The 17,453-nt window shown below is 58.5% G+C and carries 19 protein-coding genes and 1 tRNA gene; 12 read left to right on the forward strand and 8 right to left on the reverse strand.

The window, feature by feature from the left end; all coding sequences use genetic code 11:
* Positions 1–14: 14 nt before the first annotated feature.
* Positions 15–1,625: a L,D-transpeptidase family protein gene (locus B0B09_RS04435; protein WP_076658526.1), complete on the reverse strand. Its 1,611-nt coding sequence runs from the start codon at positions 1,623–1,625 to the stop codon at positions 15–17.
* Between the two features lie 345 nt (positions 1,626–1,970).
* Here B0B09_RS04435 and mepK point away from each other — a divergent pair, with 345 nt between their 5' ends.
* Positions 1,971–2,540, forward strand: a complete 570-nt coding sequence (gene mepK, locus B0B09_RS04440) for a peptidoglycan L,D-endopeptidase MepK (RefSeq protein WP_076658527.1) — start codon at positions 1,971–1,973, stop codon at positions 2,538–2,540.
* 13 nt (positions 2,541–2,553) lie between these two features.
* Here mepK and B0B09_RS04445 read toward each other — a convergent pair whose 3' ends face one another.
* Complete coding sequence (locus B0B09_RS04445; protein ID WP_076658528.1) at positions 2,554–3,492, reverse strand: hydrogen peroxide-inducible genes activator; 939 nt, start codon at positions 3,490–3,492, stop codon at positions 2,554–2,556.
* A 308-nt stretch (positions 3,493–3,800) separates the two neighbouring features.
* On the opposite strand from B0B09_RS04445, the gene mbhE reads away from it, so the two are divergent.
* From mbhE to B0B09_RS04500, 11 genes are all read left to right on the forward strand, one after another.
* A complete protein-coding gene (mbhE, locus tag B0B09_RS04450) occupies positions 3,801–6,059 on the forward strand; it encodes a hydrogen gas-evolving membrane-bound hydrogenase subunit E (RefSeq protein WP_242654341.1) in 2,259 nt (752 codons plus the stop codon).
* Entirely contained in the window at positions 6,056–6,475 is a 420-nt protein-coding gene (locus B0B09_RS04455) for a Na+/H+ antiporter subunit B (protein ID WP_076658529.1), read from the forward strand. Before mbhE ends, B0B09_RS04455 begins: the two co-directional genes overlap by 4 nt.
* A complete protein-coding gene (locus B0B09_RS04460; RefSeq protein ID WP_076658530.1) occupies positions 6,475–6,837 on the forward strand; it encodes a Na+/H+ antiporter subunit C in 363 nt (120 codons plus the stop codon). Before B0B09_RS04455 ends, B0B09_RS04460 begins: the two co-directional genes overlap by 1 nt.
* Positions 6,834–8,327 carry a Na+/H+ antiporter subunit D gene (locus tag B0B09_RS04465; protein WP_076658531.1) on the forward strand — a complete coding sequence of 498 codons (1,494 nt, stop codon included), beginning with the start codon at positions 6,834–6,836 and terminating at the stop codon, positions 8,325–8,327. The genes B0B09_RS04460 and B0B09_RS04465 overlap by 4 nt, the downstream gene beginning before the upstream one ends.
* Positions 8,324–8,803, forward strand: coding sequence for a Na+/H+ antiporter subunit E (locus B0B09_RS04470; RefSeq protein ID WP_055292918.1), 480 nt, complete (start codon positions 8,324–8,326; stop codon positions 8,801–8,803). Before B0B09_RS04465 ends, B0B09_RS04470 begins: the two co-directional genes overlap by 4 nt.
* Positions 8,800–9,102 carry an MrpF/PhaF family protein gene (locus B0B09_RS04475; RefSeq protein ID WP_055292919.1) on the forward strand — a complete coding sequence of 101 codons (303 nt, stop codon included), beginning with the start codon at positions 8,800–8,802 and terminating at the stop codon, positions 9,100–9,102. The genes B0B09_RS04470 and B0B09_RS04475 overlap by 4 nt, the downstream gene beginning before the upstream one ends.
* Entirely contained in the window at positions 9,095–9,403 is a 309-nt protein-coding gene (mnhG, locus tag B0B09_RS04480; protein ID WP_076658532.1) for a monovalent cation/H(+) antiporter subunit G, read from the forward strand. The genes B0B09_RS04475 and mnhG overlap by 8 nt, the downstream gene beginning before the upstream one ends.
* 64 nt (positions 9,404–9,467) lie before the next feature.
* The gene (gene hydA, locus B0B09_RS04485) at positions 9,468–10,883 is read left to right on the forward strand and encodes a dihydropyrimidinase (RefSeq protein WP_076658533.1); all 1,416 of its coding nucleotides are present in this window, start codon (positions 9,468–9,470) and stop codon (positions 10,881–10,883) included.
* 9 nt (positions 10,884–10,892) lie between these two features.
* The gene (locus B0B09_RS04490) at positions 10,893–11,282 is read left to right on the forward strand and encodes a VOC family protein (RefSeq protein ID WP_076658534.1); all 390 of its coding nucleotides are present in this window, start codon (positions 10,893–10,895) and stop codon (positions 11,280–11,282) included.
* On the forward strand, positions 11,279–11,959 hold the full coding sequence (locus tag B0B09_RS04495; RefSeq protein WP_076658535.1) for an aspartate/glutamate racemase family protein: 681 nt from the start codon (positions 11,279–11,281) through the stop codon (positions 11,957–11,959). Before B0B09_RS04490 ends, B0B09_RS04495 begins: the two co-directional genes overlap by 4 nt.
* A complete protein-coding gene (locus B0B09_RS04500) occupies positions 11,952–12,869 on the forward strand; it encodes a dihydrodipicolinate synthase family protein (RefSeq protein ID WP_076658536.1) in 918 nt (305 codons plus the stop codon). Before B0B09_RS04495 ends, B0B09_RS04500 begins: the two co-directional genes overlap by 8 nt.
* Before the next feature lie 4 nt (positions 12,870–12,873).
* Here B0B09_RS04500 and B0B09_RS04505 read toward each other — a convergent pair.
* The 6 genes from B0B09_RS04505 to sufC form a co-directional block, all read right to left on the reverse strand.
* Positions 12,874–12,950 (reverse strand) — tRNA-Arg (locus B0B09_RS04505).
* A gap of 52 nt (positions 12,951–13,002) precedes the next feature.
* A complete protein-coding gene (locus tag B0B09_RS04510) occupies positions 13,003–14,226 on the reverse strand; it encodes a cysteine desulfurase (protein WP_076658537.1) in 1,224 nt (407 codons plus the stop codon).
* The gene (locus tag B0B09_RS04515; RefSeq protein WP_076658538.1) at positions 14,223–14,819 is read right to left on the reverse strand and encodes a YIP1 family protein; all 597 of its coding nucleotides are present in this window, start codon (positions 14,817–14,819) and stop codon (positions 14,223–14,225) included. The genes B0B09_RS04510 and B0B09_RS04515 overlap by 4 nt, the downstream gene beginning before the upstream one ends.
* Complete coding sequence (locus tag B0B09_RS04520) at positions 14,816–15,319, reverse strand: YIP1 family protein (RefSeq protein WP_076658539.1); 504 nt, start codon at positions 15,317–15,319, stop codon at positions 14,816–14,818. Before B0B09_RS04520 ends, B0B09_RS04515 begins: the two co-directional genes overlap by 4 nt.
* Positions 15,319–16,605, reverse strand: coding sequence for a SufB/SufD family protein (locus B0B09_RS04525; protein WP_076658540.1), 1,287 nt, complete (start codon positions 16,603–16,605; stop codon positions 15,319–15,321). Before B0B09_RS04525 ends, B0B09_RS04520 begins: the two co-directional genes overlap by 1 nt.
* Positions 16,605–17,360 carry a Fe-S cluster assembly ATPase SufC gene (gene sufC / locus B0B09_RS04530; protein WP_055292929.1) on the reverse strand — a complete coding sequence of 252 codons (756 nt, stop codon included), beginning with the start codon at positions 17,358–17,360 and terminating at the stop codon, positions 16,605–16,607. The genes B0B09_RS04525 and sufC overlap by 1 nt, the downstream gene beginning before the upstream one ends.
* Between the last annotated feature and the right edge of the window lie 93 nt (positions 17,361–17,453).

Here is a 17,453-nt window from a genome sequence, read left to right on the forward strand (position 1 = left end):
TTCCGGGGCCAGATTTACCCGCGAACGGCGCGAAGAGCCACCCCTTCCCGCGCAAGCGCGTTCCAGATCCGCCCGTCACGGCCATAAACATCGCGGCGGAATTGCACACGCCCGTCCGCAGGCACAAAGGCCGTCCGGTAGATAATGTGGACCGGTACGGGCGCCTCAAGATCAACGCGCCGTTCCCGACCAGAGCGCAAATGCGCCTGAAACACCTCTTCGGGGTTGCCCACCTGCCTTGCAAGCAAGGCATAGGCAAAATCGAACGGATCAGCCAGACGCACACACCCGTGGCTATAGGCGCGCACCTCGCGGCCAAACAGGCTCTTGGACGGGGTGTCATGCAGATAGATGTTGTAGCGGTTCGGGAACATGAACTTCACCAGCCCCAAGGCATTGCCCTGACTTGGGGGTTCGCGCATGGAATAGGGGAAATTTGTTTCGGTGTACCCGCTGAAATCAGCACTGCTACGGTCAACCACACGGCCATTGCGATCTGTGATCACCAGATTGCGCACTGCATTGGGGTTTGCCCGCAACTGCGGCAGATATTCCTTGGTGATGATGGAACGCGGGACGTACCAGCTTGGATTGATGACCATAAATTCCATCACATCCGAAAACTCGGGTGTCACGCGGTCGCGGTCACGCGCGCCCACGACCGAACGGGTCGAGAAAGTCTCGACGCCGTTGTCGAATATCTTGGCGGTGAAATCCGTGATGTTCACCCAGATATAACGCTCGCCACGCGGGCGGTTGATCCAGCGCTCACGCTCCATCGCAACGATGATGGAGCGCAGGCGTTCTTCGGGCTGCTTGTTGATCTCGGCAAGTGTGCCCGGACCTGCGGTGCCATCAATGGCAAGGCCATGGGCCTCCTGAAAGCGGGTAATCGCGCCGAAGATTGCATCGTCGTAGGTTTGGGTCGTCGTGCGCGGCAGATAGCCCATCGCGATCAGACGGTTACGCAGCGCGACAACACCCGCGCCGCTATCGCCACGCTCGTATTTCTGGCCCGGTACCGTGGGGCCCCAGCCGCCATCAGCCAACAGACGTTCCATCCGCATCTTTTCGGACATCAGACGTGTATATTCAGGTGCGCTTGGCGGCAGCGCCCGCAAAAACGCGGCAGGGTTGGATTGCGCGAAGGCCCGCATTGTGCTCAGCCGCGACCGCAAAGGCACCTGCCGGACGATCGCGGGATCAATGCTTGACGGTGTCAGCAGACCTGTCTGGATATCACGGGCATAGTCGAGGAACTGGCGCGACAGCGCGACTTCCAAACGGCCCTGCTCTTGCGGGGTCGCTGCGGCCTCAAGCTGGGCAATCAGACCTGCCGCATCATAACGGTCGCTCGGCAGACCGTGATCCCCCGCGCTATTGAAGGCCGCAAGCAAAGCGTTGCGGCGATTGCGGTCACCCCGCGCACTCCAAATGCCGTCAAATCCGCGCTCGCGGTAAAAGCTGAGCAAATCGGGGTCATTCGATGCCGCCTCGGCCACGGCCTGCCGGAATTCCGTGACCTGCGCCTGCGCCACAGGAGCAGAAAAGAGAAAAACAAAGACAGCAAAAATCGTTGGCAACACAGCGCGCAAACGGTTCCGGGGCATAATGGCAGCAGACATCGCGTTCGGTCCCTTAATAAAACAATGACTTACAATGCACTTTGTACAATGTACTCTGAACTATGCATATCCCTACCCGAATTTGTGTCTATTGACAAAAGCGCGAGCCCTTCACGCGATCGCAAAGTGTTGCACCGTTGCAGCCCCTCGGTGTGACATTGAATCCTCAAAGCCACAAATGCGCGAAAATTCGCCAATTTCCCACTTGTTAAGCACAAATGCCTAAACAGGTCTTGGTCATCGATTCGAAATGTGCAATACCACCTGCACATCTGGGGAGATGTGGGCACAAGCCACTAAGAAGATTGGCCAATTAAGTCGAGCGACGGGACAGGCGCGAAACACATGAAAAAGACAAACTCCTCTGGGTTGACCCGGCGCGGATTACTGGGCGCATTCGCGGCAACAGCCGTAGCAGCGACACCGACATATTCCAATGCGGCGGGTTTCTTGCGTGGTGCAGGCGATGTGCGCCGGATCGCAATGCATTCTGGGCGTACCGGCGAGCGGCTCGACACGATCTACTGGATTGAAGGCGAATATATCGCCGAAGCGGTCCGCGAAATTAACATGCACATGCGCGACTGGCGGACAGGCGAAGCGGTGCAGATGGATTTGCGGACAATCGACATCATGGCAGCTGCGCTGAATTTGATGGAAACCAGCGAACCTTATCTTCTCCTTTCCGGCTACCGCTCCCCCCAGACAAACCAGATGTTGCGCTCAAACACGCGCGGCGTTGCACGAAATTCCCTGCATATGCGCGGCCAGGCCGCAGATTTGCGCCTGACCAGTCGCACGCCGGCACAGATGGCGAGTGCCGCGATTGCATGCCGTGCAGGTGGCGTGGGCCGCTATAACGGATCAAACTTTGTGCACATGGATTGCGGCCCAATCCGGAGCTGGCGCGGCTAGGCCAACTCCCCCCCTAGTCGAGAATAATCGGCGATTGCCCTGTTTGCAGGTTTGCACGCGCCGCACTGCGGATGACATCCGATAGACGCTCGAACATCGCCGCGTTCGCCCCCCGCCGCCACACCAGACCAATAGACCGCGTCACAGAACTACGCCGGAATGGACGCACAGTAACATTGCTGGACCGGCTATCAATTTCGGACCACGCATAAAGCCGTGGCAACAGCGCCACACCCATCCCCATCCCGACCATCTGCCGGATTGCATCAAGGCTCGTGCCTTCATAATCGCGCGCGATCACACCCCCATGCTGCTGGCACAGGGCGGCGATTTGGGCATGCATGGCATAGTCCGGGCCCAGCGAGAGCACGTTCAGATCCAGCAGGTCGGCTTCGGTCACTTCGGATTTCGCCGCCAAGGCATGGTCATCCGGCATTGCCAGAAGCAAGGGTTCACGGAACAGACGTTGTGTGGTCAGATCCGCGCCGCCTTCAGGCAATTGTGTGAGAATGACATCAAGACTGCCCGCCAAAAGCTCGCCGCGCAGATCGCGCGGTGCGACCTCGCGGATATAAAGCCGCAAGTCGGGATATTTCGCGTGCAGCCGTTCAACCACGAACGGCATGAGATAAGGCCCGATTGTCGGCGTGGTGCCAAGCCGGATCGTACCGGTCAGCCCTGTCTGAAAGGCCGTCGTCAGATCCATGATCCCGCGCACCTCATGCAGAATACGCGAGGCGCGCGCCACGACCTCGCGCCCCTCAGGCGTGAGCGTGACAGGTCCACGCCCCCGCTCCACAAGATGCAGGCCCAAAAGCTCTTCCAGATTGCCGATTTGAAGGCTGAGTGAGGGTTGGCTGATGCCCATGGTTTCGGCCGCTTTGCGAAAGTGCCGCGTCTCGGAGAGCGCCAGCAGATAGCGCATTTGAAGCATACTGGGCAATTTGATCATCTGTCCCCCGCGTGATAGGAAATTCCTATCAAAATTTAACGTCCCATTGTCTTCACTATACTATTTTTGCTGCTACATCCAGTCGCAGTTAGGGACAAAAAGGGACACTCTCGCAAGGACTTGCACGAAATTGCACTTCATTGCGGGACGCAGACAGCATGCAACGATTTCAAATCACATGTGATGGGCCAGTGCGCGGGGCGAAGGCGGCCTTGGCACCGCAGTATCCAGCTGTCTCTCTAGTTGCTTCTGACACTTGAAAAGCTACGTTCACCCAAGCGGCGCACATCACTGACCGGATAGAAACATTGGATACATCAACGCCCTCCCGCTGGATAACACCCGCTGGCCTTTTGCCCGTAGCGATTGCGGGCAGCCTCTTTGTCTGGTTCGCACAGATGTTGCCTGTGATCGCGGCAGGTGACACGCTGCGGTTCGTATGGGAATGGGTGCCAAGCCTTGGCGTCAACGTCAGCATTTATATTGACGGTCTCAGCCTGACATTTGCACTGCTGATTACCGGCATCGGTGCTTTGGTGATGCTGTATTCCGCCCGCTATCTGGCGGGTCACGTGCATCAGGCGCGTTTTTCGCTATACCTGACCAGTTTCATGTTGGCGATGATCGGTCTGGTGATTTCGGACAACCTGTTGGCGTTGTTCGTCTTTTGGGAATTGACAACGATCACGTCCTATCTGCTGATCGGTTTTAGCCATGACACGGTCAAGGCGCGCCGTTCGGCGCTGCAGGCGTTGATGATGACAGGTGTGGGTGGTCTGGCGCTTCTGGCGGGGATCATCCTGATCGGCACCACCGCAGGTACCTTTGAGATGTCCGAGATCAATGCCATGCCCGGCGTGTTGACCGGAAGTGTCATGTATCTGCCGATTACTCTTTTGGTTCTGGCCGGTGCCTTTACCAAATCTGCACAGATGCCGTTCCATTTCTGGCTGCCCAACGCGATGGCCGCCCCAACCCCCGTCAGCGCCTACCTGCACTCGGCCACGATGGTGAAAGCGGGCGTCTATCTGATGGCGCGCACGCACCCGTCGCTTGCCGGTACCGATTTCTGGCTCTGGACCCTGACGATCGCAGGCGCGATCACGATGGTTTTTGCCTCTGTCATGGCATTGCGGCAGACCGATCTGAAGCTGGCGCTGGCCTATACCACGCTGATGGCGCTGGGTGCGCTGACGCTGCTTTTGGGCAATGAAAGCGGCTACACGATCACCGCCGCAGCCACATTCCTGATCGTCCATTCCCTTTACAAGGCGGCCCTTTTCCTCGTGGTTGGTATTCTGGATGCCCAAACCGGCACGCGCGAGGCGGGCAAGCTGTTCGGGATGGCGCGCGCCATGCCTGTCACAGCCGCCGCTGCCGCTGTGGCCGCACTATCCATGGCGGGTTTCCCGCCTTTCCTTGGCTTTATCGGTAAGGAACTGAAATATGCCGGTGCCATCGCTGTGGCCTCCGAGCCGTACCTTGTCGCGGGTGCCTTCCTGATTGCCAGCGCCTTGATGGTGGCGATTGCAGGTATCGTGTCATTCCGCCCTTTCTGGAGCAAATCCGGCGCGCCGATTGCAGGCGTCAAAGAAGCGCCATGGCCCATGCTGGTCGGCCCCGTCGTCTTGGCCCTCCTTGGCGCTTTCTTCGGCATCTTCCCGGATACACTGGCCACAATGTTGGTGAACCCGACCGTCGCGTCGATTGTCGGCAATGCAGAGCCAGCAAAGGAACTGAAACTCTGGGCCGGCGTCAACCTGCCCCTCTTCCTCAGTATCGCCACCTTCGTTCTGGGCTTCTCAATATACGCCTACAAACTCAAACTGCGGGCAATCCTGATTGATCTGACCGAGCGTAGCCCGAAATTTGATAATGGCTGGGACAAGCTGATGGCGGGGATTGCAGCGGGGTCCAAGGCCCTGACCCGCGTGATCCAGACCGGTGTGCTTTATCACTATATGGTTGCAACCTTCGGAACCGCCCTTGCCGTGCTGGCTGTGACGCTGTTTTTCCGCAGCACGGGCATTCCTGCCTTGGGTGTCCCGCAGGTTCAGCTTTGGGACTGGCTGGTGTTCTTGCTGGTCCTTTTGGGATCGATCCTCGTGCTGGTCACGAATTCGCGGATCACCGCCATTGCAGGGCTTGGCGTCGTCGGCATCGGCATGGCAATGATCTTTATCCTTTACAGCGCGCCAGACGTGGCAATTACCCAGCTTCTGGTCGAAACCCTTGTTGTGGTGCTTTTTGCTGCGGCCGCGCTGAAATTGCCAAGCCTGACTCCAGAACCGCTGCGCAAACGCTGGCTTGATGTGATCATTTCGGTCGGCTTGGGCTTTGTGACGACGGTGATCCTGCTCAAGGTCACAACAGGTCCGATTGATCGCGAATTGACCACATTCTTTGAAACCGCCAGCTATCCGCAGGCGTTCGGGCAAAACATCGTCAACGTGATCCTCGTGGATTTCCGCGCGCTGGATACATTCGGCGAAATCGCGGTCGTTCTGATCGCCGCGATCAGCATCTTTGCCCTGCTCAAGAGTAAGCCCGAGGAGGATAAGCCATGAACTCCGTCATTCTGCGCGCAGGTGCGCGGCTGCAGGTCGTTCTGCTCTTGGTGTTTTCCGCCTATATGCTGCTGCGCGGGCACAACGCACCGGGCGGCGGGTTTATTGGCGGACTGATCGCCGCCACGGGTTTTGTCGTCTATGCCATCGCCTGTGGCACGGCAGATGCTCGCAAGGCACTGCGTTTTGATCCGGGCAGTATCGCGGGTGCGGGTCTTGGGATCGCGCTGGTCGCGGGTCTGATGGCCGTGCTCTGGGGTGATGCGCTCTTTACCGGACAATGGCTCTTTATCGGCGCGACCGAGACCGAAAAAGGCCTGCCACTGTCCACCGTGCTGGTGTTTGATATCGGGGTTTATCTGGTGGTCTTGGGGGCGATCCTGTCGATCACCTTTGCATTGGAGGAGGCGGTCTGATGGAACAGCTTCTCTCGATCCTGATCGGCATTCTGGTCGCGGCGGCGGTTTATCTGATGCTTGCGCGGAACCTGCTGCGGTTCCTCTTCGGGCTGATCTTGTTGTCCAACGCGGCCAACCTGACGATCTTTGTCGCAGGCCGCCTGACGCCAGGTGCGCCGCCGCTGGTGCCTGACGGGCTGGATGCGCCTGCCGGTGTAGTGGCCAACGCCCTGCCCCAGGCACTCGTGTTGACTGCGATCGTTATCGGCTTTGGCCTTTTCGCCTTTGCCCTCATCCTTGCCTTCCGCGCTTATCAAAGCCTTGGCACCCTGAATACCGACGAGATGCGCGTCGCCGAACCAAAAGAACCCCATTCATGAGTTGGTATCTGACACTTCCCCTCGCCATTCCGTTCCTGACGGCGATTGTAGCCTATCTGCTGCGGGCCAATCCCCTTGGCGCGTGGGTGTCGATCATCGGATCGGGGCTTGGGCTCTTGGCCTCTATCGCGCTGATGGTTGTCGTGCTCGACGCGGGCGTCGTTGCCGGGCAGATGGGCAATTGGCCCGCGCCTTTCGGGATCACACTGGTGGCGGACTTGCTGTCTGCTGTCATGGTCCTGATCACCGCCATCACCGGCTTTGCCGTCGCTATCTATGCCTTGGGTGACATCACAGAGCGGCAGGCGAAACTGGGCTATCATGCGCTGTTCCAACTGCTGCTCGCGGGTGTAACAGGCGCCTTTATGACAGGCGATCTTTTCAACCTTTATGTCTGGTTCGAGGTGATGTTGATCGCCTCCTTCGGCCTGCTGATCCTGAACGGCGGCAAAGAGCAGATCGACGGCGGCGTGAAATACGTGGCCTTGAACCTGATTTCGACGATCCTGTTCCTGACCGGCATCGGCCTCCTCTATGGCATGACCGGCACATTGAACTTTGCCGATCTTGCGCTGAAGGTCGAAGGCGTTGAAAATCAAGGCCTGCTGACCGTTGTCGCGATGATGTTCATGGTGGCCTTCGGCGTCAAAGCAGCGGTGTTTCCGCTCTTCTTCTGGCTGCCTGCTGCCTATCACACGCCCAGCTTTTCGGTTTCGGCGGTCTTCGCGGGCCTGCTGACCAAGGTCGGGGTCTATGCGCTGATCCGGATGTTCACGCTGGTCTTTGACCACGACATCGGCTTTACGCACACGGTCCTGTTGTGGGTCGCCTGTCTGACCATGGTGATCGGCGTTCTGGGGGCTGCGGCGCAATCGGATTTCCGCAAGATCCTGTCGTTTCATATCATCAGCCAGATCGGCTATATGATCCTCGGGCTGGCGTTGATGACGCCGCTGGCACTGGTCGGCGCTGTCTTCTATCTGGTGCACCATATCATCGTGAAAGCGAACCTGTTCCTGATCGCGGGTATTGCCAAACGCCTGACCGGCGGCACCGAGGTTTACCAGATCGGTGGTCTCTATAAATCCGCGCCACTGCTTGCGATCCTGTTCCTGATCCCCGCATTTTCGCTGGCGGGTTTTCCCCCGCTGTCAGGGTTCTGGGCGAAATACATTATCGTTAAGGCAACCCTTGATATCGAAATGTGGTTTGTCGCCTTTATCGCGCTGGCGGTAGGTCTGATGACGATCTATTCGATGACAAAAATCTGGGCCGAGGCCTTTTGGAAGAACCATCCCGACGGAATCCAGCCCGAGCTGAAGAACCTTGAGCACAAATGGCCGCAACTGATCCCGGTCGCAGGCCTTGCCGCACTGACTATCTTTATCGGGCTCAACCCCGAACCCTTCGTCCAGTTTGCCGAGCGCACAACAGCCCAACTGCTTGATCCGACCGCCTATATCACCACCGTGTTGGGAGACATGCGATGAACCTGTTTCTTCTCAACCTGCTGCTGGCGGTGATCTGGGCGTCACTCTGGGGCAGCCTGACCTCGTTCCAGCTGGTGACGGGCTTTATCGTGGGCTTTGTGACGCTGTGGATCGCGCAGCCGCTCTTTGGCGGGCCAAGCGGATATTACCTGCGCGCCTACCGTATCGTGCGGCTGGTGCTGTATTTCCTCTATGATCTCTGCGTCTCTAGTTTCCGTGTCGCCTATGACGTGATCACACCGACCGATTACAGCAACCCCAAGATTCTCGAGATGCCGCTGGATGTGAAATCCGACATCGAGATTCTGCTGGTGACTAACCTGATATCACTTACCCCCGGTACGCTGTCGCTTGATGTGACGCCCGACCGCAAAACACTGATCGTCCATGCAATGTTTGCCGATGACCCTGATGCGGTGATCGCAAGCCTGAAGAATGGCATGGAACGTATGGTCAAAGAGGTATTCGAAGAATGACATCCGCCGCATTTCTGGATCTCGCGATCTACGCAAGTTTTCTGATGGTGATGCTGTCGCTCGCCATCGCTTTTATCCGTCTTGCCAAAGGCCCCACCCTCGCCGACCGCGTGGTGGCGCTTGATATGATGACGGTATCGATCATCGCCGTCTGTGGTGTGGTTGTCGTCGGAACCGGTGAGCCTGCCTTGCTTGATGTCGCGCTTGTGCTTGCGCTGGTTGGTTTTCTTGCCACCGTCGCACTTGCCCGTTTCGCCGAACGTCGCGACGCCCGTGAAGAGGACAGCACCAATGGTTAACGTCATCATCGGTATCTTTCTGCTTTTGGGCGGTTTCTTTGCCCTTGTCGCCGCAATCGGCGTCCTGCGCCTGCCCGATGTGCTGACCCGCATGCACGCCTCGACGAAGGCCGGTATCCTTGGCAGTAGTCTGATCCTGATCGGCGGTGCGATCTATCTGGCCGAAACCGAGATCACCGCCCGAGTTGTCGCGACGATCCTGTTCCTGATGCTCACGTCGCCGATTGGCGCACATATGATCGGGCGCGCCTCTGTGCGTGATCTCAAACACCGGCATACCAAGACCGGGAATAGCGACTAAGGGACTTGCGGAAACGGCGGTGTGAAGGGCAACATGCACCCAACACGCCGCAAGGAGCCGCCCCATGTCCGACCCGTTCGATTTACTGATCACAGGCGGCCGGATCGTGACACCGGCCGGTGTGGTGGCAGGTGATCTTGCTGTGCGCGGGGAAAATATCGCGGCGATCGGTACACAGCTCGGTCCTGCGAAAACGACCATGAACGCGGCGGGAAAATACGTCATGCCCGGGGGCATCGACCCGCATGCGCATATCGAACAGATGTCCGGCATGGGTGTGATGAACGCCGACACCTTCGAGACCGCCACAAGGTCTGCGGCCCTTGGCGGCACCACAAGCGTGATCTCTTTCGCGGCGCAGGCCAAAGGCGAGCGGCTGGCCCAGACCGTCGCCGATTACAGCGCCCGCGCCGAACGTGGTGCAATGATCGACTATGCATTTCACATGACAGTCACCGACACGGTCGTTCCCGATTTCGCCGATGATCTGGCGGCGCTTGTCAGCGGCGGCAACCGGTCCATCAAGGTCTTTACCACATACAACATCCAGCTGTCGGATGCGCAGATCCTGTCCGTGATGACGCAAGCCCGCGCACATGGTGCATTGGTCTGTGTTCATGCCGAAACCGATGCCATCATCGCACAGGCCAAATCCGCGCTGATCGCTGCAGGCAAGACCGCCCCCCATTTCCACGCAGCCTCGCATCCGCGCATGGCCGAGATCGAGGCGGTGGAACGCATCTGCCGCTTTGCCGAATATCTGGGGCAGCCGGTGATGCTCTTTCACATCTCCACCACTGAGGGTGCCGCCGCCGTCAGCAGCGCCCGCGCACGCGGTGCGCCGGTCTGGGCCGAGACCTGCCCCCATTACCTGTTCATGACCGAGGACATCCTGCGCCAGCCCGGATTGGAGGGCGGAAAATGGATGTGCTCTCCCCCGCAGCGACAGGTCGCGGATCAAGAGGCGCTCTGGTCCGCTCTTCTAGAGGGTGATCTGCAAATCGTCTCTTCCGACCACGCGCCTTACCGTTTTGACGAAAGCGGCAAACTCTCGGCCGGACCTGACGCAGGGTTCCACGAAATCGCAAATGGGCTTCCCGGGCTGGAAACCCGCCTGCCACTGATGTTCGACGCGATGGTCAGCCAGGGCCGTGGCGGGCCCGCGGCCTTTGCCCGCCTTACCGCCACCGCCGCTGCCGAAATCTATGGCCTGCCGCAAAAGGGGGCTTTGGCTGTCGGCATGCACGCCGATATCACCCTGTGGGACCCTGAAAAGACGGTCACCTACGGCGCGAACGACCTGCATGACAACGTGGGCTACAATCCGTGGGTGGGCCGCACCGTCACAGGTTGGCCCACGGATGTCTGGCTGCGAGGCAAGCGGATTGTGACAGACGGTGCCCTGACCACAACGCCCGGCACGGGCCGCAAGATAGACCGCCCCACGCTTGCTGTCACGCCAACTGCCCCCCAAAGCTGAGGATCACGCATGCCCCGTCCCAACGCCCCGAACACGCTTGCCATCACCTTTCTCTATTACCGCGACCTGCCCACCGCGATGGCGTTCTACGAAGATATTCTCGGGCTGCCGCTCGCCATTGATCAGGGATGGTGCAAAATCTACCGGATCTGCGCGGGCGCGCATGTGGGGCTGGTCGATGAAAGCCGTGGCATGAACAAATGGCAGGCGGTCAAACCCGTACAGCTTTGCATCCGTGTGCCCGATGTGGATGCGTGGTATGCCTACGCGCAAGAGGAAGATCTTGCCAACCTGTCCAAGCTCTTTGTCAATGATGCCTTGGGCATCTGCGCTTTTGTTTTCAACGACCCCGAGGGCTATCAAATCGAAATCCAGTCCGCCACGCGTGAGGGTGCATGACCAGTAAAACCTTGATTGTGATCAATCCCAATTCCTCCCAGACCGTCACGGACGGGATCAAACGCGCACTTGATCCGCTGCGTCAATTCGGCACCCCGATCCGTTGTCTGACACTCGCCGATGGCCCACCCGGCATCGAAAACCAACGGCAGGCCGATCTGACCATCGCCCCGATGCTGGCACTTGCGGCAGCACAAACCGATGCGGCGGGCTATGTGATCGCCTGTTTCGGCGATCCGGGGCTGCATGCACTGCGCGATCAAACCGGCCTGCCCGTCGCGGGTATCCAGGAGGCCGCCGTGATGACCGCGCTAACCCTCGGGCAGCGCTTTGGCGTCATCGCAATCCTGTCCGCCTCGATCCCGCGCCACTTGCGCGCCTTTGGCGCGATGGGTGTGCTTGACCGGCTGGCCGGCGACCGCGCCCTTGGCCTCGGGGTGGCCGACCTCGCTGATCCGGACAAGAGCCTTGCGGCCATGATCGCCACTGGCAAACGGCTGCGCGATGAGGACGGGGCGAATGTGCTGATCATGGGGTGCGCGGGCATGGCGCAATACCGCGCCACCCTTGAACACGAAACCGGCCTGCCCGTGGTCGAACCCTGTCAGGCCGCCGCCGCAATGGTGCTTGGCCAGATCGCCCTGCAACTTAGCCACAAAGGAAATTCACATGCTTGATGAAACCGCCAAAGGTGTCTTCACCATTGCAGTGACCCCTTTCAAGCCGGATGGCGCATTGGATTGGGACAGCGTGGACCGGATGGTTGATTTCTACATCGCACAAGGTGCGACGGGGCTGACCATTCTGGGCATGATGGGCGAAGCGGGAAAACTCTCGGCCGCGGAATCAATTGCCGTGGTCAAACGTGTCACAGCGCGCAGCACTGTGCCCATTGTCGTTGGCGTTTCGGCACCGGGGTTTGCCGCTATGAAAACGCTGTCTGATGCGGCGATGGATCTTGGCGCCGCCGGCGTGATGGTGGCACCCCCCGGCAATCTTAAGACTGACGACCAGATCCTGACCTATTATCACAACACGGCCGAGACCTTGGGGGATGCACCTTTCGTGTTGCAGGACTTTCCGCTTGTCACCAATGTTGTGATCCCCACCAAAGTCATCCTGCAAGTGGTTGCGGACTGTCCGACCTGCGTGATGCTGAAACACGAGGACTGGCCGGGGCTGGAAAAGATCAGCGCCCTGCGCCGCGCATCAGACGCAGGCGCGCGGCGAATCTCGATCCTGTGCGGCAATGGCGGGCTCTACCTGCTGGAAGAAATGCTGCGCGGGGCAGACGGGGCCATGACTGGTTTTGCCTATCCCGAAATGATGGCGCAGGTGATTGCCGCCCATAACGCGGGGAATATCGAACACGCACGCGATATCTTTGACGCCTATATGCCGATGGTGCGTTATGAGGCGCAACCGGGTCTGGGGCTGGCGATCCGAAAATATACGCTGGCGCAGCGCGGAGTCATTGCGCATGACACGCTGCGCAAACCGGGCGGTGTTCTGAGTGCCGCCACAAAGGCCGAAGTCGATGCCTTAGCTGCGCGGCAGGCGGTAAAGCTTCAGGCTCTTGGTCTATAAAAATTGGCGCACCCGAGAGGATTCGAACCTCTGGCCTCTGCCTTCGGAGGGCAGCGCTCTATCCAGCTGAGCTACGGGTGCCTGAGGGTTCTATAGCGGCGCACAATATCTGTCGCAACGCCTATGATTGAACTTACGCAAAAAGATCGTGGCAAAGTTCCAGCGCGTCGATCAACACATCCACCTCGTCGGTGGTGTTATACATGCCAAAGGATGCACGGCAGGTGGCCCCCACGCCCATATGTTCCATCAATGGCATCGCACAATGGGTGCCGGCACGCACAGCGACACCTTTTTTGTCCAACACGGTCGAGATGTCATGCGCATGCGCCGCCCCTTCCAGCGTGAACGAGAAAATAGCCCCCTTGGTCGCGGACTGCCCCTGCACGCTGAGCCAGTTCAACCCGCCCAGACGGTCGCGGGCATAGTCGCGCAAACCACGTTCATGGGCGGCAATCGCCTCCATGCCGACATCCATCATGTATTCCAGCGCCACACCAAGGCCGATTGTCTGCACAATCCCCGGCGTGCCTGCTTCAAACTTCATCGGCGGGTCATTCCATGTGACCGTATCGCGGGTCACATCGCGGATCATGTCGCCACCGCCCATGAAGGGGCGCATTTCGGCCATACGCTCCTTGCGCACATAGATCGCACCCGACCCCGACGGACCGTAGAGTTTGTGCCCCGTCACCGCATAGAAATCGCACCCGATATCCGACACATCCACCGGCATATGCACGGCGGCCTGACTGCCATCGACCAGCACAGGCACGCCTTTGGCGTGGGCTGCGGCGGTGATGGTTTTGACGTCAACGACGGTGCCCAACACGTTGGACATATGGGTAATCGCCACCAGCTTGGTCTTGGGGCCGATCGCATCAATCACTTTCTGCGGGTCCAGATCGCCGTTGGCATCCACATCGACCCATTTGATCACCACGCCCTGCCGTTCGCGCAGGAAATGCCACGGCACGATATTGGCGTGGTGCTCCATGATCGAAAGCACGATTTCATCACCCGCCTGCAGATGCGGCATGGCCCACCCGTAGGCCACCATATTGATACCCTCGGTCGTGCCGGAATTGATGATGATGTCATCCTCGGAGGGCGCGTTCAAAAAGCGCGCGATAATCCCGCGCACGCCTTCATAGCGTTCGGTCGACAGGTTGCTGAGGTAATGCAAACCGCGGTGCACATTGGCGTATTCCTCGGCATAGGCACGGGTGACCGCATCAATCACGACCTGTGGTTTCTGGGCCGATGCGCCATTGTCGAGATAGACCAGAGGCTTTTTGTTCACCTCACGCGACAGGATCGGAAAATCGGACCGGATTTTATTGATGTCATAGCTCATGCCATACCTCCTGTCGGACTTGCGCCCAGAACAGCCAAAATGATGCCGGAGACGAGTGCCGTACCAATCAGGGCCAGAACAATCGCACCCAAGGCTTTGCCGAGATTATTAAAACCGTGCAAGACGTTGATAAAATTCATAAAACACCAGATCAAAGCACCAAGCGTCAACAGCCCGAAGATCGACCCGATCGCGGGGCTGATCAGCACAAGCACAAACTGCATCCCCTCAAGCGTCAGACTGACCGCCTGAAACCAGACCACGATCGTCAAGGTGGCTTGCAAGGTGCCTTGGCCACCGATCATCCGGCCCGCATAGAAAATGCCGTAAACAAACAGCACGAAAAAGATGCCGATAATCCCGAAGAAACCAAAGGGCGACAGCGCGAACCCTTGCTCCTGCATCGCTTGTGGCATGGGCGATATCACCTGCAACAGCGCCACAAGCATCACGTTCAGCACTGCGACAAGCGCCAGCCCTGTCCAAAGCGCCTGCGCAGGAATATCCATTGCAAGCGCTTTACGTGCGCTCTCCGTCGGTTCCACAATGCTGGTCCAGACCGCCCGCATCCAGGTTTGAAAATCAATTGTCATGAATGGCTTTCCGCCTCGCGCAAGCATTGTACCCAGATAAAAACAAAGGCAAGTGCACCGATCGCACCCACAAGAACCGCCTGTGTGCCGTGGCCAATCAGGCCGCGCACCAGACCGTAGAACAAGAACATGGGCGTGGTCGCCAGCAAGGTCCAGAACAGGGCCAACCGCGCCCCGAACCAAGTGCCCTGCCCGCCCAGCACTTTTGCGACAAGATGTGACAGTGCCGCGATCCCGTACATGACCAAAGGCAAGATGATGACCGATCCGAAGAATGTATAGGTCATCATGCCTTCAAAGTTCATATCAGGCGGAAACGGAGAGGGTTCAAATCCTTCCGCCACCCGACGCAAACGGGGCCATTGCGCGACAAAGATCAAAAAACAGCTGACCATCAGATACATGATCGCCCTGTCTTCGCGCGGCCCTTGAGCAAGCAGATCACGCATAACAGCGCGCGGCCTGCGCCACGTCCGCATGATGTCGTTTGTGACAGGCATTACCGATGCCGCGCCAGCCAGCCTTCAAGCCGGTCGCGCAAATCTTCCGCCAAAGTCTCGTCCTCGATTTCTTCCAGCGCCTCAGCCAAAAAGGACAAGGTCAACAGATTGCGTGCCTCGTCATGCGGTACACCGCGCGAGCGCAGATAAAACAAAGCTGTTTCATCAATCGCACCCGAGGTGGAGCCGTGCGAACAGGCCACGTCATCGGCGTAAATCTCAAGCTCGGGCTTGGCAAGAAACTGGCTGTCATCATCAAGCAAAAGCGACTGGCTGATCTGGTAGCCATCGGTCTTTTGCGCGCCTTCCTTAACCAGAATCTTACCCTGAAAGACGCCCGTAGCACCATTGCGCAGCACCTTTTTGAACACCTGACGGCTTTCGCCATTCAGCGCGTCATGGGTGATGAACACGGTGTCGTCGTGATGGAAATCCTTGCCGTCACCGACACAGACACCCGCCACATGGGCGACAGCATCGTCACCGGCAATCTCAAGCACACATTCGTTGCGTGTCAGCACCCCGTTGAAGGTGAGCGTGAAGGACTTGAAAGTCGATTCCGCAGCAATCCTTGCAAAACAATGGGTTACAGCACGGCGTTCATGATCGCGCCCTTGGGCACGGACGTGGTTGAACTTGCCGCCATCAGCAACGTCGACTTCCAACAGCTTAGAAAACCGCGCCGCAGCGGGCCCGGTTTCCAGCAAGGTCATCTCGGCCCCCGCTTCAACCTTTACCACATTGTGCAGGATCGCGTCAGAGGTGGTATCATTGTGCAGGTAAATAAAGTTCACGGGCTTTGTGGCCTTGCCGGTGACACGAATCACGACGCCATCGGTGGCAAGGGCCGTGTTCAGTGTCGCCAAAGGCCGCGCCACAGGTTTCTGACCGCGCGCTTCCAGCACACCATAGATGTCCTTGGCCCAGTGGATATCCGTCGCCATGGCATCAGAGAGGCGTTCGATCTCAAGGCCTGTCGCCTCCAGATCGTCAGACGCATCCGCATCGAACACACCGTCCACAAAAACGACCTTTACACGGTCTACTGTGTCAAAAAGCGGCGCTTCATCGCTGGCAAAGAGCGCGGCCTCTGGCGCATCTACCGCAGTCAAAGATGTCGGATCGGTATATTTCCAGTATTCATCACGCTTAGTCGGCAGACCCATCTGGCGCACGCGCACCAAAGCGTCTGCCCGCGCGGCATTGCCCCACGCAGCCCCTTGCGGCACATCGGCATCGGCCAAACGCGCCTCTGTTGTATCAATTTTCAACTGTGCCAGTGCCATTAGGCCACCTCGGACAAGATATCAGCATAACCGTTGTTTTCGACCTCAAGCGCAAGCTCGGGGCCACCGGATTTGATGATCCGGCCATTCGCCATGATATGCACGATATCTGGCTTAATGTGGTCCAGCAGACGCTGATAGTGAGTGATCACAAGGAACGACCGCCCTTCGGAGCGCAGCGCATTCACGCCATCGGCAACCAGCTTCATGGCATCAACGTCAAGACCGGAATCAGTCTCGTCCAGAATGCACATCTTGGGCTCAAGCATGGCCATCTGCAGGATTTCATTGCGCTTTTTCTCACCACCGGAGAATCCGACGTTCACCGGACGCTTCAGCATCTCTGCGTCGATCTTCAGGCTTTTGGCTTTTTCGCGCACCTCTTTGAGGAAATCGGCGGCGCTCAATTCGTCCTCGCCGCGCGCCTTGCGCTGTGCGTTCACAGCGGTGCGCAGGAAAGTCATGTTGCCGACACCCGGAATTTCCACAGGGTACTGGAACGCAAGAAACAGGCCCAAGGCCGCGCGCTCTTCGGGCTCCATATCCAGCAGGTCTTCGCCGTCCAGCGTGGCGGATCCACCGGTGACCTCATAACCGTCCTTGCCCGAGAGCACATAGGACAAGGTCGATTTGCCGGACCCGTTCGGCCCCATGATCGCATGCACGGTTCCCGGTGCGATCGACAGGTCCACGCCTTTCAGGATCTGCTTGTCTTCTTCTTCCAGTTTGACCTCTAGGCCTTTGATTTCCAGCATTTTATTCTCCTGAAGATGATTGTGTTACGCCAACGCGCATGGCCCCGAGACGGGCAAAGCCGCGCAGGGTTTTCGCATTGCGATAGAGTGGGT

The sequence above is a fragment of the Yoonia rosea genome (assembly GCF_900156505.1).
Classification (GTDB): domain Bacteria; phylum Pseudomonadota; class Alphaproteobacteria; order Rhodobacterales; family Rhodobacteraceae; genus Yoonia; species Yoonia rosea.

Coding starts and splice junctions, on each gene's coding strand:
- B0B09_RS04445 (WP_076658528.1), bottom strand. CDS start 3,492: ATGATCAAATTGCCCAGTATGCTTCAAATGCGCTATCTGCTGGCGCTC.
- sufC (WP_055292929.1), bottom strand. CDS start 17,360: ATGCTGGAAATCAAAGGCCTAGAGGTCAAACTGGAAGAAGAAGACAAG.
- B0B09_RS04510 (WP_076658537.1), bottom strand. CDS start 14,226: ATGAGCTATGACATCAATAAAATCCGGTCCGATTTTCCGATCCTGTCG.
- B0B09_RS04465 (WP_076658531.1), top strand. CDS start 6,834: ATGAGTTGGTATCTGACACTTCCCCTCGCCATTCCGTTCCTGACGGCG.
- B0B09_RS04460 (WP_076658530.1), top strand. CDS start 6,475: ATGGAACAGCTTCTCTCGATCCTGATCGGCATTCTGGTCGCGGCGGCG.
- B0B09_RS04495 (WP_076658535.1), top strand. CDS start 11,279: ATGACCAGTAAAACCTTGATTGTGATCAATCCCAATTCCTCCCAGACC.
- hydA (WP_076658533.1), top strand. CDS start 9,468: ATGTCCGACCCGTTCGATTTACTGATCACAGGCGGCCGGATCGTGACA.
- mnhG (WP_076658532.1), top strand. CDS start 9,095: ATGGTTAACGTCATCATCGGTATCTTTCTGCTTTTGGGCGGTTTCTTT.
- B0B09_RS04475 (WP_055292919.1), top strand. CDS start 8,800: ATGACATCCGCCGCATTTCTGGATCTCGCGATCTACGCAAGTTTTCTG.
- B0B09_RS04520 (WP_076658539.1), bottom strand. CDS start 15,319: ATGCCTGTCACAAACGACATCATGCGGACGTGGCGCAGGCCGCGCGCT.
- B0B09_RS04500 (WP_076658536.1), top strand. CDS start 11,952: ATGCTTGATGAAACCGCCAAAGGTGTCTTCACCATTGCAGTGACCCCT.
- B0B09_RS04470 (WP_055292918.1), top strand. CDS start 8,324: ATGAACCTGTTTCTTCTCAACCTGCTGCTGGCGGTGATCTGGGCGTCA.
- B0B09_RS04435 (WP_076658526.1), bottom strand. CDS start 1,625: ATGTCTGCTGCCATTATGCCCCGGAACCGTTTGCGCGCTGTGTTGCCA.
- B0B09_RS04515 (WP_076658538.1), bottom strand. CDS start 14,819: ATGACAATTGATTTTCAAACCTGGATGCGGGCGGTCTGGACCAGCATT.
- B0B09_RS04455 (WP_076658529.1), top strand. CDS start 6,056: ATGAACTCCGTCATTCTGCGCGCAGGTGCGCGGCTGCAGGTCGTTCTG.
- mepK (WP_076658527.1), top strand. CDS start 1,971: ATGAAAAAGACAAACTCCTCTGGGTTGACCCGGCGCGGATTACTGGGC.
- B0B09_RS04490 (WP_076658534.1), top strand. CDS start 10,893: ATGCCCCGTCCCAACGCCCCGAACACGCTTGCCATCACCTTTCTCTAT.
- B0B09_RS04525 (WP_076658540.1), bottom strand. CDS start 16,605: ATGGCACTGGCACAGTTGAAAATTGATACAACAGAGGCGCGTTTGGCC.